The following is a 17,110-nucleotide window of genomic DNA, read 5'->3' as shown; positions in this document are numbered from 1 at the left end:
GTGGTGGTGGTTTGAGAACTCAAGAGCGTGTTTGTACTACTTCTTTATAGTCAATGATTGCCAGTTCATCGTCAGCCTTGTCTTTTGTGGCGGGGTGCCCCGGGAGGGGTTGAATGATGGTGGGGTTTTTTGAGGGCGTCCTTCCTTAAGGACGTGCTCGTCAATTTTTGTTTTGAGAGTCATCTGTTCGGATGTTTTTCATGAAGTTTTTTTGTGGAGGGTTCGATTCTGGCTCAGGATGAACGCTGGCGGCGTGCTTAACACATGCAAGTCGAACGGGATCCATCGGGCTTTGCTTGGTGGTGAGAGTGGCGAACGGGTGAGTAATGCGTGACCGACCTGCCCCATGCACCGGAATAGCTCCTGGAAACGGGTGGTAATGCCGGATGTTCCAGTTGATCGCATGGTCTTCTGGGAAAGCTTTCGCGGTATGGGATGGGGTCGCGTCCTATCAGCTTGACGGCGGGGTAACGGCCCACCGTGGCTTCGACGGGTAGCCGGCCTGAGAGGGCGACCGGCCACATTGGGACTGAGATACGGCCCAGACTCCTACGGGAGGCAGCAGTGGGGAATATTGCACAATGGGCGCAAGCCTGATGCAGCGACGCCGCGTGAGGGATGGAGGCCTTCGGGTTGTAAACCTCTTTTATCGGGGAGCAAGCGTGAGTGAGTTTACCCGTTGAATAAGCACCGGCTAACTACGTGCCAGCAGCCGCGGTAATACGTAGGGTGCAAGCGTTATCCGGAATTATTGGGCGTAAAGGGCTCGTAGGCGGTTCGTCGCGTCCGGTGTGAAAGTCCATCGCTTAACGGTGGATCCGCGCCGGGTACGGGCGGGCTTGAGTGCGGTAGGGGAGACTGGAATTCCCGGTGTAACGGTGGAATGTGTAGATATCGGGAAGAACACCAATGGCGAAGGCAGGTCTCTGGGCCGTTACTGACGCTGAGGAGCGAAAGCGTGGGGAGCGAACAGGATTAGATACCCTGGTAGTCCACGCCGTAAACGGTGGATGCTGGATGTGGGGCCCGTTCCACGGGTTCCGTGTCGGAGCTAACGCGTTAAGCATCCCGCCTGGGGAGTACGGCCGCAAGGCTAAAACTCAAAGAAATTGACGGGGGCCCGCACAAGCGGCGGAGCATGCGGATTAATTCGATGCAACGCGAAGAACCTTACCTGGGCTTGACATGTTCCCGACGATCCCAGAGATGGGGTTTCCCTTCGGGGCGGGTTCACAGGTGGTGCATGGTCGTCGTCAGCTCGTGTCGTGAGATGTTGGGTTAAGTCCCGCAACGAGCGCAACCCTCGCCCCGTGTTGCCAGCGGATTGTGCCGGGAACTCGCGGGGGACCGCCGGGGTTAACTCGGAGGAAGGTGGGGATGACGTCAGATCATCATGCCCCTTACGTCCAGGGCTTCACGCATGCTACAATGGCCGGTACAACGGGATGCGACGCGGCGACGCGGAGCGGATCCCTGAAAACCGGTCTCAGTTCGGATCGCAGTCTGCAACTCGACTGCGTGAAGGCGGAGTCGCTAGTAATCGCGAATCAGCAACGTCGCGGTGAATGCGTTCCCGGGCCTTGTACACACCGCCCGTCAAGTCATGAAAGTGGGCAGCACCCGAAGCCGGTGGCCTAACCCCTTGTGGGATGGAGCCGTCTAAGGTGAGGCTCGTGATTGGGACTAAGTCGTAACAAGGTAGCCGTACCGGAAGGTGCGGCTGGATCACCTCCTTTCTACGGAGAATTCAGTCGGATGTTCGTCCGACGGTGTGCGCCCCGCGCGTCGCATGGTGCGGCGGTGGCGGGGTTGCTGGTGTGGAAGATGTCGTTGGCTTTGCCCTGCCGGTCGTGCGGTGGGTGCCGGAGTGGTGCGGATGCGCTTTTGGGCTCCCGGATCGCCACCCCAGGCTTTTTTGCCTGGCGCGATTCGGTGCCCGTCGTGCCCGAGGGCCGGCCGTGTGCCGGTGCGGCGGCGTGGCGGTGCGTGGTGGCTTGAGAACTGGATAGTGGACGCGAGCAAAGCAAGGGTTTTCTGGATCCTTGTTTTGCTGTTGATTTCGAATCGAACTCTGTTGTTCGTTTCGATCGTTTTGTGATCATTTTTAGTGTGATGATTTGTCGTCTGGGAATTTGCTGGAGGAATCTTGCGGCGCATGCATGTTGCGTGTGTGTTGCTTGCAAGGGCGTATGGTGGATGCCTTGGCAGACAGGACCGATGAAGGACGTTTGAGGCTGCGATATGCCTCGGGGAGCCGCCGACAGGGCTTTGATCCGAGGATTTCCGAATGGGGGAACCCACCGACCGTCATGGGTCGGTACCGGCTTCGGCCGGGGGGTACGCAGGGAAGTGAAACATCTCAGTACCTGCAGGAAAGGATATTCCGTGAGTAGTGGCGAGCGAAAGCGGATGATGGCCAAACCTTGCGCGTGTGATACCCGTCGGGGGTTGCGCGCGGGGTGTTGCGGGATCGCGTGCGCCGGCTCCGACGGGCCGGCCGGCAGTTGCAGAAAACCATGTGTCAGGGGAACCGGGTTGAATACCGGGCCGCAGAGGGTGAGGGCCCCGTACCTGAACGCGCATGGTCTGCCGATCGCGTCTCCCAAGTAGCACGGGTCCCGTGGAACCCCGTGCGAATCCGCCCAGACCGTTGGGTAAGCCTGAATATTCCTGTCTGACCGATAGCGAACGAGTACCGTGAGGGAAAGGTGAAAAGTACCCCGGGAGGGGAGTGAAACAGTCTCTGAAACCGTGCGCCTACAATCCGTCGGAGCCCTTTTGTGGGGTGACGGCGTGCCTATCGAAAAATGAGTCTGCGAGTCAGTGGCATGTGGCGAGCATAACCCGTGTGGGGTATGCGTAGCGAAGGCGAGTCTTAAAAGGCGTTTAAAGTCGCGTGTCCTGGACCCGAAGCGGGATGATCTAGCCCTGAGCAGGTTGAAGCGCGGGTAAGACCGTGTGGAGGACCGAACCCACCTGGGTTGAAAACCGGGGGGATGACTTGGGGCTAGGGGTGAAAGGCCAATCAAATTCCGTGATAGCTGGTTCTCTCCGAAATGCATTTGGGTGCAGCGTCGGGTCATTACGTCCCGGGGGTAGAGCTACTGGATGCTTGCGGGCCCGTATCGGGTACCAACAGCAACCAAACTCCGAATACCGGTGACGCGTATCCCGGCAGTGAGTCGGCGGGGGATAAGCTTCGTCGTCGAAAGGGAAACAGCCCAGACCGTCGTCTAAGGTCCCGAAGCGTGTGCTAAGTGGGAAAGGATGTGGAGTCGCATAGACAGCCAGGAGGTTGGCTCAGAAGCAGCCATCCTTGAAAGAGTGCGTAACAGCTCACTGGTCTAGTGGTTCCGCGCCGACAATGTAGCGGGGCTCAAGCACACCACCGAAGACGCGGCAGTGTTTTGTACTGGGTAGGAGAGCGTCCCATGAGGGGCGAAGCGGCCGTGTGAACGCGCCGTGGACTTCATGGGAGTGAGAATGCAGACATGAGTAGCGAGAGACGGGTGAAGATCCCGTCCGCTGGATGACCAAGGGTTCCAGGGCCACGTTCATCGTCCCTGGGTGAGTCGGGTCCTAAGGCGAGGCCGACAGGCGTAGTCGAATGGATGAACGGGTCGATATTCCCGTACCGGCTTTCAGCCGCCAAAACCGAGGCAGTGAGTACTAACCTCCGGCCGCGGGCTTACCTCCACTTCGGTGGTGGGATGCCTTCGGGCGTTGGGACCGTAGCTGTAGTAGGTCAGCGCAGGAGTGACGCAGAGGGGTAGCCGGCCGCGGAGGTGGTCTTCCGTGGTCAAGCACGCAGGGCGTGGGACAGGCAAATCCGTCCCGCGTGTGCCCGAGGTGCGATGATGGGGGCCGTTCGGCCCGATATCCGGTGATCCCGGCTGCCGAGAAAAGCTTCGGCGTCAGGCTCAAAGCCGCCCGTACCCCAAACCGACACTGGTGGTCAGGTAGAGAATACCAAAGCGATCGAGCGAATCCTGGTCAAGGAACTCGGCAAATCACTCCCGTTCCTTCGGTTTAAGGGAGACCCCCGATGGTGAACCGCCTCGCGCGGGGAGCTTTTGGGGGTGGCACAGACCAGGGGGTAGCGACTGTTTACCAAAAACACAGGTGCATGCGAAGGCGCAAGCCGCTGTATATGCACTGACGCCTGCCCGGTGCCGGAAGGTTAAGAGGATCCGTCAGCCTTTGGCGAAGCGGTGAATTCAAGCCCCGGTAAACGGCGGTGGTAACTATAACCATCCTAAGGTAGCGAAATTCCTTGTCGGGTAAGTTCCGACCTGCACGAATGGCGTAACGACTTCCCCACTGTCTCGACCAGGAGCTCGGCGAAATTGCAGTACGAGTAAAGATGCTCGTTAAGCGCAGAAGGACGAAAAGACCCCGGGACCTTTACTATACCTTGGTATTGGCATTCGGTGTGGATTGTGTAGCATAGGCGGGAGGCCGAGAGGCGCGGTCGCCAGATCGCGTGGAGCCGCAAGGTGAAATACCGCTCTGTTCGCATTGGATGTCTAACCTCGAACGGTCATCCTGTTCAGGGACAGTGCCTGGCGGGTAGTTTAACTGGGGCGGTTGCCTCCCAAAGAGTAACGGAGGCGCCCAAAGGTCCGCTCAGCCCGGTTGGCAATCGGGTGGCGAGTGCAAGTGCACAAGCGGGCTTGACTGCGAGGACGACGGTCCGAGCAGGGACGAAAGTCGGGACTAGTGATCCGGTGCCGGTGTACGGACGCGGCATCGCTCAACGGATAAAAGGTACCCCGGGGATAACAGGCTGATCATTCCCAAGAGTCCATATCGACGGGATGGTTTGGCACCTCGATGTCGGCTCGTCGCATCCTGGGGCTGGAGCAGGTCCCAAGGGTTCGGCTGTTCGCCGATTAAAGCGGCACGCGAGCTGGGTTCAGAACGTCGTGAGACAGTTTGGTCTCTATCCTCTGCGCTCGTTGGAATGCTGAGGAGGCCTGCCCATAGTACGAGAGGACCTGGGTGGACGAACCTCTGGTATGCCGGTTGTCACGCCAGTGGCACGGCCGGTTGGCTACGTTCGGGAGGGATAACCGCTGAAAGCATCTAAGCGGGAAGCCTGCTCCAAGATAAGCATTCCGTGCAGCCTCGAGCTGCTGTAGTCCCCATGCAGAACACGTGGTCGATAGGCCGGACGTGGAAGCCCCGCGAGGGGTGGAGCCGACCGGTACTAACGGACGAAAGGCAACACTGACATTCCGACCCCTGGCGGTTGGACCGCATCTTCCTCCTGCAAACGACACCAGACGGCAATGAGCATTGTCTGGCCACAAGACGAAACATCGACATATTCGCGTCCGCTATCCGGTTCCCAGGCCGCCACAGGCCGGCAGACCCCAGCGTCTGGCCGTATAAGAGAAGATTTGCGGCGGCCATGGCCCAGGTGAGACGCCCGGTCCCATTCCGAACCCGGAAGCTAAGGCCTGGCACGGCGATGGTACTGCACCCGACAGGGTGTGGGAGAGTAGCACGCCGCCGCACCACACGTACAGGAAGCCCCTTGGAGCACACGCCCCAAGGGGCTCCCTCGCATACCCGAAACCAACAAGACAAGACACCGACAAGACATAGGCTCTCGCACCTAGGGTGTGGCCGAATCGAAAGCATATAGAAGAGGGAACCCTCCAATGAAACTGAACCGCACCCCGATTGTTGGACTGAAGTAATTCAGATTCGATGATCGGAGGTGCGGTTTCTCATGTGTAGGGATCGCAGGCGTCATTACGATGACGGTTTCATGCGGGTCGTCGCCGACCTGATCCGGGGCGGGGCCGGGAGGCGTTCTCTCGCCCGCCGGCTTGGCGTGCCCGTCAGCACCGCGGGAAAATGGGTGTTGTCATACCGGTTTGGCGGGGAGGCGGCGCTCATGGGAGAACGCGAAGGCAACAGGAGATACGACTACGAGACGAAGCTCGCGGCGGTGCGCGACCATGTGGAGCATGGGCTGACGAAGGCCGAAGTCATGGAGAAGTACAGGATCGCGAGTCCCACCCCGTTGGAGCGCTGGTGCCGCGAGTACCGGTCCGGCGGCCCGGACGCCCTGCGTCCGAAACCGAAGGGCAGGCCCAGGGGCGCGAAATCCAAGCCGAGGCCGGCTCCCACAAGGGAACAGCTCCTTGAGGAGGAGAACGCGTACCTCAAGGCGAGGGTCGCGTACCTGGAAAAAGCCGACGCCCTGCTGGCGTGGAGATCGGCAACCGGGACAGAACGGTGATCGTCTCCATGCTGGCGGGGCTGGGACATCGGCTCCGGCACCTGCTCAGGGCGGCCGGGCTGGCGAAAAGCACGTATTACCATCTTCTGTCGCATCCGGCCGCCGTGACCCGGCCGGACATCGAGCCGATGGTCGCCGAGATATTCGCGCGCACGCCCAACGGGTGCGGCCACCGGCAGATACGCATGTGCCTCGTGCACGAGTTCGGGGTGCGGGTGAGCCACAAGAGCGTGCTGAAGGTCATGAGGCGCATGGGCCTGGAATGCCGGATACGCAGGCCGAACCCGTACCGGAAATACAGCTCGTACCGGGGCGAGACGGGCGCGAGGGTGGAGAACCTGCTGGAATGGGACTTCACGGCCGAGCGGCCGTGGGTGAAGTTGGGCACGGACGTCACCGAGTTCAGGGTCGCCGACGGCAAGGCGTATCTGGCTGCCGTATACGACATGGGATCCAAGGAGATCGTGGCCTGGGACGTCAGCCGGCATCCCGACATGGCCCAGCAGTGGCGCCTGCTCGCCATGCTCGAGGAGAAGCTGCCCGAAGACGCCAACCCGATCCTGCACTCCGACATGGGCTGGCAGTACCGGCACCGGTGGTGGCGCGACCGGCTCGCGGGACTGGACATCCGCCAGTCCATGAGCAGGAAGGGCAACTGCATCGACAACGCCGCGACCGAGCAGGTGTTCGGTCACCTCAAGGACGAGTTCTACGCCGGACGCGAGTTCGCCTCATACGAACAGTTCAAGAACGAACTGGACGCGTACATCATCCACCGGAACACCAAACGCCGCCAGATACGACTGGAGGGACACACCCCGGAGGAATTCCGGAACATGTCCCTCACAGCCCAATCAGGTACCCTTAATAAACCACGTCCAACAATCGGGGCGCAGTTCACAATGACGGAGAGTTCCCTCTTTGCGTATCTGGACCGATAAAGGTCTAGAAATTGAAATTGTCCGGATCAGCACCGTTGCGCTTGCCGGTGTTGATGGCGGAGATGGCGTTCATATCATCGACCGATAGGTTGAAGTCGAAGACCTCGAAGTTCTGCTTGATGCGCTCGGCATGAGTGGACTTTGGAAGCACGATGATACCGCGCTGGATGTGCCAACGAATCACTACCTGTGCAGCAGACTTGCCGTACTTGGCACCGATTTCGGCCAGTACTGGGTTGCTGAGTAGGTTACCGCCGGTGCCGCCGAGCGGACTCCACGCCTCGGTTGCGATGCCCTTGGCACGCAGCTGGCCAATAAGCTCTTGATTGGTGAATTGTGGGGAAGACTCAACCTGGTCTACAGCAGGTACCACATCGCTATGGGTCAGTAGCTCATCGATATGATGCTTTTGGAAGTTGCTGATGCCAACGGCTTTGGCACGGCCAGAGGCATAAATCTCCTGCAAGTCGTCCCATGCCTGCTGCCAGCCGTCTGCCGGCCAGTGAATCAGATACAGATCCACATAATCCACGCCCAAGCGGTCAAGGCTTTCTTGGAATGCATCCTTGCCGCGGCGTGCGCGAATATCGTCATTCCACAGCTTGGTGGTCAAGAAGAAATCGCTGCGCGGCACACCAGCACGGCGAATACCTTCACCTACTGAGGCTTCGTTGCGGTAAATCATTGCGGTATCGATATGGCGGTAGCCATTCTCCAGAGCCGTCTGCACCGCGTTCACTGTAGTATCACCATCCGGTGTCTGGAATACGCCCAAGCCCACCTGCGGGATGACAGTGCCGTTGTTCAGCATGATTGTCGATTGAATTGCCATAATGCCTCACTAGTCGTAGTATTCGTTCAATTTCCCATTCTAGAAACAAGACGATGCAATAAGCCGCGTTTTGCTGGCAAAGAATGATTCTTTATTTCAGCGCTACGATGAACGATATGACTACGGAATATGTGGCTGCATTTGATGCGGGGACCACGGCGTTGAAGGGTGCCTTAGTTAATGGGCAGGGTTGCATTGTAGCTAGCGCGAGTAGCGAACTTGACCTTATTATCAACGGCGACTATCGGGAGCAGAGCCCCGATCAATGGTGGCAAGCTTTCTGCTCGGCCTCCAGGCGCATGATTGAGCAGGCGCGGCAATCCGAGTCAGAATTCAATGTGACTCGCATTCGTGGCATCATTTTCAGCGGTCAGATGCAGGATGTTATTGCTTTGAACGGCGAGCTCAATCCCGTCCGCAATGCCATTCTGTATTCGGATGGCCGAGCCGAGGAACAGGCCAAGCAACTCGCCGAGACATATCAGGGCGGTGCAGAACGTTTCCTGAACACCGTTGGTAACCGGCTCGAAGGCTGCTTGCCGTTGCCCAAGTTGATGTGGCTGCGCGAGCACGAGTCGGAAACGTACGCGCGCATTCGTCATGTATTGATCAGTTCCAAGGACTACTTGATCGCCCAATTAACTGGCGAATGCGTGGGCGATGTGGCGGCTTGTTCCACAGCCGGTGCCATGAGTATCCGTAATGGCCAATGGGATGCCGAATTGTGCGAGGCCGCAGGAATCGACATGACCATGTTGCCACACCTGCACAATCCGCAAGACAACATTGGCGCAGTGACGGAATCCGCTGCACAACGCACCGGTTTCTTCGCCGGAACTGCGGTATACGCGGGCATTGGAGACGCGGGTGCCACCACGCTGGCCAGCGGTGTCAGCCACCCTTGTCAATACAACATCAATATCGGCACCTCAGGCTGGATCGCCACCGTTTCGCCCGAGCCGTTCACTGACAAGCCTGGTGCTGCGAATCTGGCATTTGGTGTGGAAGAAGGCTTCGTGAATGCCGTGCCATACCTCAACGCCGGCGACGTGCATAAATGGGTTACCGGCGTATTCGCCGATGGCGATTATGCGGAAGCACATCAGCTTATCGAAACATCCAAACCCGGCTCCAACGGTGTGCTATGCCTGCCATATCTGGTGGGGGAGCGGTTCCCCGTAATGAACCCGAATATTCGCGGTGCCTATGTGGGCCTCGATCCAGACACCACCAAGGCAGACATGATGCGTGCCGCGCTTGAGGGTGTGGTCTTCTCCATTCGTCAAGGTATGGAAAGTTTTGACGCCAAACCCACCGAGATTTCCCTGATTGGCGGCGGAGCCAGAGAAAATGCGTGGTGCCAGATTCTGGCTGATGTGTTGGAGCATCCTATTGAAGTGTTCGCCAATGCCGATATTTTGCCAGCAGTGGCAATGGCCTCGTTGGTGTTCAATGCACCAGACCTGCTGCAATCAGTATGTGAACGCACTGTATACCAGCCGAATCCTGACACCGCACGCACATATGCCGACGCATACCGGCGATTCCTGAGCCTCTACCCGATGCTGCGAACGATGGATTAGGGACTTAGCATCATGAGGCAATCAGCAAATATGGTCCGCAAGCATATAGTGGTCACCGGACTGGTGCAAGGCGTGGGATTCCGTTATTTTACGGTGACTCAGGCACGTCGGCTTGGTGCACAGGGTTGGGTGCGTAATTGTAGCGATGGCTCGGTTGAGCTGGAGGCACAAGGTAGCAGCGACGCAGTGCAAGCCTTGGTTGAGCGATTAGCCATTGGCCCGCGATGGTCCGAAGTGAGTCACGTCGCCGTGTATGACATGCCGATTATCGATGAGACCGCTCGGGCATTTGGCGTGCGTCAATAACCTGCATCACGAACCCGCATCACGCACGATAATCTCACGATACGGGTGAACATGGGCGTTCCTCGCCGCTTAGGCCTCGCACATTGGTACGATGGGGCTTTATGAGTGAGAACATCATGCGAATCATTGACCTGCGTGGTCAGAACCTGTCCCGTGCCGAACTGCTTGCCGCGATGCCGCGTGCTGCAATGGGTACTTCCGAAGCCACCGATCTGGTGCGTCCGATTCTGGACGATGTCAAGGAACGCGGTGCCGCGGCCCTGCGCGACTTCGAGGAGAAGTTCGATCACGTGCGTCCCAAGGACCTGCGCGTGCCGGTCGAGGCGATCAAGGACGCCCTGGCCACGATCGACCCCGAAGTGCGCGCCGCCATCGAGGAATCGGTGCGCCGCGCCCGCGCCGTGGCCGCCAACCAGGTGCCGAAGGACTTCTACACCGACCTCGCCGAAGGCGCCCGCGTGGCCGAACGCTGGATTCCGATTCAGCGCGTCGGCCTGTATGTGCCCGGCGGCAAGGCCGTCTACCCGAGCTCCGTCATCATGAACGCTGTGCCGGCCCAGGCCGCCGGCGTCGAATCGCTGGCCATCGCCACCCCGCCCGCCCGCGACAATGAGGAAGGCCTGCCGAACAAGACCATCCTCGCCACCTGCGCCATCCTCGGTGTTGACGAGGTGTACGCGGTCGGCGGCGCTCAGGCCATCGCCATGTTCGCATACGGCGCCAAGGGCAGCGAGCCGCAGGACGGCGACATCCTGTGCGATCCGGTTGACAAGATCACCGGCCCGGGCAACATCTTCGTGGCCACCGCCAAGTCGCTGGTCTCCGCATTCGTGGGCATCGACGCGGTCGCCGGCCCCACTGAAATCGGCATCATCGCCGACGAAACCGCCAACCCGAGCCTGCTGGCCGCCGACCTCATCGGCCAGGCCGAGCACGATGAGCTCGCCGGTTCCGTGCTGTTCACCGACTCCACCGAGATTGCCGACAAGGTGCAGGAGAACCTCAAGTACCGCGTGCCGCGTACCGAGCACGCCGAGCGTGTCCACACGTCACTGTCCGGCACCCAGTCTGCCATCGTACTGACCGACGGTCTCGACCAGTCCATCGACGCGGCCAACGCCTACGCCGCCGAACACCTTGAGATTCAGACCAAGGATGCCGATGCGGTCGTCAAGCGCATCAAGAACGCCGGTGCCATCTTCCGCGGCCCGTACTCCCCGGTGCCGCTGGGCGACTACATGTCCGGCTCCAACCACGTGCTGCCCACCGGCGGCACCGCCCGCTTCGCCGCCGGCCTCGGCGTGCACACCTTCATGAAGCCGGTCGAAGTCATCGAATACGACGAGGAAGACCTCAAGGCACTCGCCTCCCGCATCAACGCCTTCGCCGTTTCCGAGGACCTGCCCGCCCACGGCGAGTGCGTGCTCTCCCGCTTCGTCAAGGATCCGTATGACAAGGCCACCCTGCGCGAGCAGGAGAAGGAAGCCGGTCTGCGATGAGCTCGATTCCCGCAAACCTGCCGCTGCGCAACGATCTGATCGGTGAGGAGCCGTACGGCGCTCCCCAGCTGGATGTGCCGGTGTGCCTGAACGTCAACGAGAACCCGTATGCGCCGGACCCGGCCGTATGCGACACCATCGCCAAGCGTGTGCGTGAAATCGCCCCCACGCTCAACCGATACCCGGATCGTGAGCACATCGAATTGCGTCAGGCATTCTCCGATTACCTGGCCCGCGAATCCGGTACCCGTCTGGACGTGGACGAGCTGTGGGGCGCGAACGGCTCCAACGAGATCATGCTCCAGCTGTTCCAGGCTTTCGGTGGCCCGGGCCGCACCGCACTCGGTGCCGACCCGACGTACTCCATGTACCCGGAGTACGCCCGCGACACCTTCACCGGTTGGAAGCTCGCCCACCGCAACGCCGACTTCACGCTGAACGTCGACAAGGTGCTTGAGGCCATCGCCGAGGTCAAGCCCTCGATGGTGCTGCTCACCAGCCCAAACAACCCGACCGGCACCCCACTGCCGATGGAGGATATCGAGCGTATTCTCGCCGCCTGCGAAACTGCTGAAGTGGCCGGCGCGGGCGAGGGCGTGCACCCGATTCTCGTCATCGACGAAGCGTACGTGGAATTCCGCAAGCCCGGCACCCCGAGCGCGGTGAGCCTGATCAAGAACCACCCGAACTTGGCCGTCAGCCGCACCATGAGCAAGGCCTTCGCCTTCGCCGGCGCGCGAGTCGGCTACCTGGCCGCATCCAAGGGCATCATCGACTGCGTGCGTATCGTACGTATGCCGTACCACCTGTCCGCCGTGACTCAGGCCGCCGCACTGGCTGCCTTCGAACACACCGATGAACAGCTGAGCCGTGTCGAGCACCTGCGCAAAACCCGCGAGGCCACCGCCGCATGGCTCAAGGAACAGACCTACAAGGACCAGCCGCTTGAAGTGGCCGAATCCGGCTCGAACTTCCTGCTGTTCGGCGGGCACTTCGACAAGCGCGAAGCCATCTTCGACGAGCTCCTGAAGCGCGGCGTACTCATCCGCGTGGTCGGACCGGACGGTTGGCTGCGCGTGTGCATGGGCACCGACGAGGAGATGGAAACCTTCCGTAACGCCCTTGTTGAAGTGCTTCGTATAGTGGAAGCAGCATAAGGGACGTTTCTTTCCGATTGCGGCGAGACCCGAAGTGATTCGAGTCCCGCCGCAATCCAATATGACGAATCACACAGGAGACATGATGGCAAGAACCGCGCACATCGTCCGCGAAACCAGCGAATCACACATCGACCTCGAACTGAACCTCGACGGCACCGGCAAAACCGATATCGATACATCCGTGCCGTTCTACAACCATATGATGACCGCGCTCGGCAAGCATTCGCTGATCGACCTGACCATCCACGCCCACGGCGACACCGACATCGACGTGCACCACACTGTGGAAGATACGGCCATCGTGTTCGGCGAAGCTCTGAAGCAGGCTCTCGGCGACAAGAAAGGCATCCGCCGCTTCGCCGACGCCACCGTGCCGCTCGACGAGGCGCTGGCCAAGGCCGTGGTCGACATTTCCGGCCGCCCGTACTGCGTGTGCAGCGGCGAGCCCGAAGGCTACGAATTCTGCATGATCGGCGGCCACTTCACCGGCTCGCTGGTCCGCCACGTCTTGGAATCCATCGCCTTCCACGCCGGCATCTGCCTGCACATGCAGGTGCTCGCCGGCCGCGACCCGCACCACATCGCTGAAGCCGAATTCAAGGCGCTGGCCCGTGCGCTGCGCTTCGCCGTGGAAATCGACCCGCGTGTGGACGGCGTGCCCAGCACCAAGGGAGCCCTGTGATGGCCGACGACAAGTTCGATCCGGACGAATCGCACTTCTCCGACGAGGAGCTTGAGGCTGCGCTCGCCGGATTCGAGAAAGAATTCGCGGACGATTCGGCATCCGGCGATGCCAGTGATGCCGATAAAACAGCGGACGCTGCTTCAGCGAAGTCCGATTCCGGCGCGAATGATGATACGGCTGATAAGGCTTCCGCTGATTCCGGCCAGCCTATGACCGACGACGTCACCGGGTCCGTTGCGGATGCGGTGAACGAGGCCATGGCCGACGTGATCGACCCCTCGCTCGGCTTCGACAACGAACTCGCTGGACTGTTGGGTAACAAGGCGAAGGTGGCGCTGATCGTCACCCGTCTTGCCTCCGCCGAACTGTTGGCCGCGTTCTGCCAGCTGTCGGACATCTCCGCCGCATGCATCGGTGCCAATCAGGGGGCCGTCGCGGTGCTGAAGAATCTGGACGGCGACGGCCCGGAAGCCGCAGCCAAGGACCTGACCACCGTGGTATCCGGCATGGCCGTGATTCTTGCAGTCAACCGTGCCGACAAGCTCGAAGTGGCCATGTACGTGCAGGGAGAGGCCGGCCAGAGTTTCGCGCCGCCCGTGCTGTTCACCTCCACACCGCGCTTCGTCGAGGACCTGATGCTCGGCATCGTAACCCTGAACCAACTCAAGACCCAAGGGTTTGAAGTGGTGGATTCCGCTGGACTCGACCATGACCAGGCGATGCAGATTCTCGCCAACCATACCAAGCGTGGGCGTGGCGGACGCGGCTCCCGCATCGAATAGACGCCAACCAAACCAGTAGGGGATAGGGGAGAATATGACCACAGCGGTTGTTTTCGATTACGGTTTCGGCAATGTACGCTCCATGGTGCGTGCGCTCGCCAATCTTGGCGTCGACACCACCCTCACCTCCGATTACCGTCAGGCGCTGGAGGCCGACGGCCTAGTCGTGCCGGGCGTGGGTGCGTTCGCCGCATGCATGGAAGGACTGAAGAAGGTCGACGGCGACCGTGTGATCTATGATCGCATCCGCGCCGGCCGCCCGGTGCTCGGCGTGTGCGTGGGCGAGCAGATCATGTTCGAACACGGTCTGGAGCACGGGGCCCATGCCGCGGGCATCGGGCTGATCGGCGGTTCGGTGAACCTGCTGGACGCCGACGTGGTGCCTCACATGGGATGGGACACGATCGAGGCCGCCCCCGATTCGGTGCTGCTCAACGGCGTGGAGAACGAACGGTTCTACTTCGTGCACTCCTATGCCGCGATGGAAGTGAAGCCGGCGGATACGTCCCGCTTCGACATCGATCTGAGCGATTCGCCCGAACGCGTGAGCTGGTGCTCGTACGGCCGGTCGCGCTTTGTGGCCGCCTACGAACACGGCCCGCTGTCCGCTACGCAATTCCACCCGGAAAAGTCCGGGGACGCTGGCTCCCAGCTCCTCAAGAACTGGATCGCCACGCTGTAAAAAGCATGAAGCTCCCTCTGACGAGGGAGCTCAAATTATGTATAAGTAACTGAAGAAAGGCTTTTCTTATGTCGTTGACTCTGCTGCCCGCCGTCGATGTACGCGATGGCAAGGCCGTGCGCCTGCGCCAAGGCGAATCCGGTTCCGAAACCGATTACGGTTCGCCGTTCGAGGCCGCCCGTACTTGGGTTGAGGCCGGTGCCGAATGGATTCACCTGGTCGACCTTGATGCCGCTTTCGGTACGGGCAACAATCGCGATCAGCTGCGTGAAATCGTTCATGAGCTCGGCGACCGCGTGAACATCGAACTGTCCGGCGGCGTGCGCGATGACGCCTCGTTGGATGCGGCCCTTGAGGCCGGTGCCGCCCGAGTGAACATCGGCACCGCCGCTTTGGAGAATCCGGATTGGACCGCCTCGGTCATCAAGAAGTACGGCGACCGCGTGGCTGTTGGTCTGGATGTGCGCGGTCACACACTGGCGGCGCGCGGCTGGACGCGCGAAGGCGGCGACCTGTTCGAGACCATGAAGTTCCTTGACTCCGTGGGCTGCTCGCGTTACGTGGTCACCGACGTGGCTAAGGACGGCATGATGTCCGGCCCGAACATTCAATTGCTGCGTGAAGTCGCTGAACGCACCGACGCCAAGGTCACGGCTTCCGGTGGTATCTCCAAGCTGGACGATTTGCGCGCCATCAAGGAATTGGCCGAGATCGGCGTCGATTCCGCCATCCTCGGCAAGTCGTTATACGCACGCGCGTTCACGCTCCAGGAAGCGCTCGCAGTCGCGGAGTAGGCAAAGGACTCGCCTTAGCGAGACTGTTAATCTACCTTCGCTCAGCTATCGCTTCACTCAGGCCTCGCCTACGGACAGCCCACTGGGCTGTCCGCTTAACGGCTCAGCAAGGGAGGTCGCCGGATTTGAGGAGATTTTTGAAGACGGCGTAGTCTTCATCATTCTGTTCGGCGTAGCTGACGGCGAATGAGGCGATGGCCTGATCGAATTCGTCGGTGCCACCCATGTAATTGGCGATCGCAATCGAATCGCCGGTGCGGGCGTGGGCGTGCGCCAACGACCATGCGCACATGCGTGACAGATCGCTCAATCCCGAAGCGTTGAGATTGTCGATATCAATCGACCCCTTGCCATTCCACAACTGGCGTACGTAGTAGTCGCGCGGTCGGCCATCCTCGGCCATAAAGCTCGACCAACCCAACAGCGCATCGGCCGTATTCTGAATCAGCTTCTGCCCCTGAACCACGCGCTCACCGTGCGTGGCGTACGGCGACGCGCCGCAGTAATGCTCGAGCACGGAATACGTGGCTTCCTTCATCTGAATCATCATCGGATCGTCGATATCACGCGCGATCCACACCGACGTCCACGCGCGCTGGCCCACCGAGCCCACGCCCACCACCTTGCGGGCCGCGTCCTGATAGCGCAAATGATCGAACACCCAACGGCGATCGTCGTACAGGGAATGCCGGTAGCTCTCGAACAGCGTGTCTATACGTGCCTGCAACGCATCCAAGTCGGCGTAATCATCCAGCTGATTGATCGGCACCAGCTCGGGCGGATTGGATTTGAACCTGAGCTTGCCGCTCTCATAACGGCACAGTTTGGCCGCCGCCGCGTCGTTATCCTTCAGCAGCGCCTTCATCGCCGCCTCGCGCAGCACACGGCTGCGTTTGGAACCGGTGGTCTCGAAGCGGTCGAGCGTCTCCTCCACGTCCAGGTGCTCGTACCACGCGTCAAGGTAATCCATTTCGGAGAACCACTTCATGCGTGTGCGGTACGTGTGTACACACTGGACCACGGCGGCGCGACGGTCCTTCTCCTTGATTTTGTTGGCGCGTCCGCAGATCTCCACCGAGGCGGCGAGACGCTTCAGATCCCATTCCCACGGGCCGATAGCGGTTTCGTCGAAATCATTGATATCGAACACCAGACGGGCGGAAGGGGAGCGGAAAATGCCGAAATTGCCGATATGCGCGTCGCCCACGCACTGCACCGGAATGCCAGTGACCGGCGTGGAAGCCAGGTCATTGGTCATGATGAGCACGGTGCCCCGGTAGAAGGTGAACGGGCTGACGCTCATGCGCTTGTAACGCAGCGGAATCAGATCCGGTACGCGAATCGCGGACTGCTCCTCCAAAAGGCTGATCGCCTCACGCCGGCCCTCCTTGACCTGCCAGATGGCATGTGCGTCCAGCGGCGCCTTGGCACGAGTGGCGATGCCGGCGCGCGAACGGTCGCGCGGGTCGGTGGCCTGCGTCCAGCTGGTCACGTCGACGGGCGGATTGGCGGATGGGGTGAGATGATCTTCGCTCATAGTCACTACCATAGTGCCGTGCCGGCATGGGCCCGAACCATGCCTGACATGCGGAC

At 60.4% G+C, this 17,110-nt stretch carries 11 protein-coding genes, 3 rRNA genes and 1 pseudogene; 13 read left to right on the top strand and 2 right to left on the bottom strand.

What is annotated here, in order from left to right:
• Window positions 1–210 precede the first annotated feature (210 nt).
• From ACEUKI_RS06425 to ACEUKI_RS06405, 5 genes and pseudogenes are all read left to right on the top strand, one after another.
• Window positions 211–1,736: ribosomal RNA gene (locus ACEUKI_RS06425) — 16S ribosomal RNA — on the top strand.
• Between the two features lie 433 nt (window positions 1,737–2,169).
• Window positions 2,170–5,233 (top strand): 23S ribosomal RNA (locus ACEUKI_RS06420).
• A gap of 170 nt (window positions 5,234–5,403) precedes the next feature.
• Window positions 5,404–5,520: ribosomal RNA gene (gene rrf, locus ACEUKI_RS06415) — 5S ribosomal RNA — on the top strand.
• Together the 16S, 23S and 5S rRNA genes form the textbook arrangement of a ribosomal RNA operon.
• Window positions 5,521–5,737: 217 nt before the next feature.
• Entirely contained in the window at window positions 5,738–6,253 is a 516-nt protein-coding gene (locus tag ACEUKI_RS06410) for a helix-turn-helix domain-containing protein (RefSeq protein ID WP_374156622.1), read from the top strand.
• Window positions 6,253–7,104 (top strand): annotated as a pseudogene (locus ACEUKI_RS06405) (IS3 family transposase); the annotation flags it as partial. The gene ACEUKI_RS06410 and the pseudogene ACEUKI_RS06405, both read left to right, overlap by 1 nt.
• A gap of 94 nt (window positions 7,105–7,198) precedes the next feature.
• Here ACEUKI_RS06405 and ACEUKI_RS06400 read toward each other — a convergent pair.
• Window positions 7,199–8,026 (bottom strand): aldo/keto reductase, encoded by an 828-nt coding sequence (locus ACEUKI_RS06400; protein WP_080784453.1) that lies wholly within the window; start codon window positions 8,024–8,026, stop codon window positions 7,199–7,201.
• A gap of 107 nt (window positions 8,027–8,133) precedes the next feature.
• Here ACEUKI_RS06400 and ACEUKI_RS06395 point away from each other — a divergent pair, with 107 nt between their 5' ends.
• The 8 genes from ACEUKI_RS06395 to priA all read left to right on the top strand — a co-directional run bounded on the left by ACEUKI_RS06395 (window position 8,134) and on the right by priA (window position 15,517).
• Complete coding sequence (locus ACEUKI_RS06395) at window positions 8,134–9,609, top strand: FGGY family carbohydrate kinase (protein WP_181896159.1); 1,476 nt, start codon at window positions 8,134–8,136, stop codon at window positions 9,607–9,609.
• Between the two features lie 12 nt (window positions 9,610–9,621).
• A complete protein-coding gene (locus tag ACEUKI_RS06390; protein WP_115770054.1) occupies window positions 9,622–9,915 on the top strand; it encodes an acylphosphatase in 294 nt (97 codons plus the stop codon).
• Window positions 9,916–10,016: 101 nt separating this feature from the next.
• Window positions 10,017–11,414: a histidinol dehydrogenase gene (gene hisD / locus ACEUKI_RS06385; protein WP_374156621.1), complete on the top strand. Its 1,398-nt coding sequence runs from the start codon at window positions 10,017–10,019 to the stop codon at window positions 11,412–11,414.
• A complete protein-coding gene (locus ACEUKI_RS06380) occupies window positions 11,411–12,571 on the top strand; it encodes a histidinol-phosphate transaminase (protein ID WP_115770055.1) in 1,161 nt (386 codons plus the stop codon). The genes hisD and ACEUKI_RS06380 overlap by 4 nt, the downstream gene beginning before the upstream one ends.
• 85 nt (window positions 12,572–12,656) lie before the next feature.
• Window positions 12,657–13,256, top strand: a complete 600-nt coding sequence (gene hisB / locus ACEUKI_RS06375) for an imidazoleglycerol-phosphate dehydratase HisB (protein ID WP_007057821.1) — start codon at window positions 12,657–12,659, stop codon at window positions 13,254–13,256.
• Window positions 13,256–14,041 carry a hypothetical protein gene (locus ACEUKI_RS06370; RefSeq protein WP_080784464.1) on the top strand — a complete coding sequence of 262 codons (786 nt, stop codon included), beginning with the start codon at window positions 13,256–13,258 and terminating at the stop codon, window positions 14,039–14,041. The genes hisB and ACEUKI_RS06370 overlap by 1 nt, the downstream gene beginning before the upstream one ends.
• Window positions 14,042–14,075: 34 nt before the next feature.
• A complete protein-coding gene (gene hisH / locus ACEUKI_RS06365; RefSeq protein WP_251848233.1) occupies window positions 14,076–14,723 on the top strand; it encodes an imidazole glycerol phosphate synthase subunit HisH in 648 nt (215 codons plus the stop codon).
• A gap of 68 nt (window positions 14,724–14,791) precedes the next feature.
• Window positions 14,792–15,517 carry a bifunctional 1-(5-phosphoribosyl)-5-((5-phosphoribosylamino)methylideneamino)imidazole-4-carboxamide isomerase/phosphoribosylanthranilate isomerase PriA gene (gene priA / locus ACEUKI_RS06360; protein WP_115770056.1) on the top strand — a complete coding sequence of 242 codons (726 nt, stop codon included), beginning with the start codon at window positions 14,792–14,794 and terminating at the stop codon, window positions 15,515–15,517.
• A gap of 103 nt (window positions 15,518–15,620) precedes the next feature.
• On the opposite strand, the gene ACEUKI_RS06355 is transcribed toward priA, so the two are convergent.
• Window positions 15,621–17,054 carry a DUF2252 domain-containing protein gene (locus tag ACEUKI_RS06355; RefSeq protein WP_374156620.1) on the bottom strand — a complete coding sequence of 478 codons (1,434 nt, stop codon included), beginning with the start codon at window positions 17,052–17,054 and terminating at the stop codon, window positions 15,621–15,623.
• Window positions 17,055–17,110: the final 56 nt, after the last annotated feature.

This window comes from Bifidobacterium sp. 2450, from assembly GCF_041900695.1.
In the GTDB taxonomy this organism is placed as follows: Bacteria; Actinomycetota; Actinomycetes; order Actinomycetales; family Bifidobacteriaceae; genus Bifidobacterium; species Bifidobacterium longum.
Note: the sequence above shows the minus strand (reverse complement) of the source record. Positions and strands in the feature narration are given on the sequence as shown.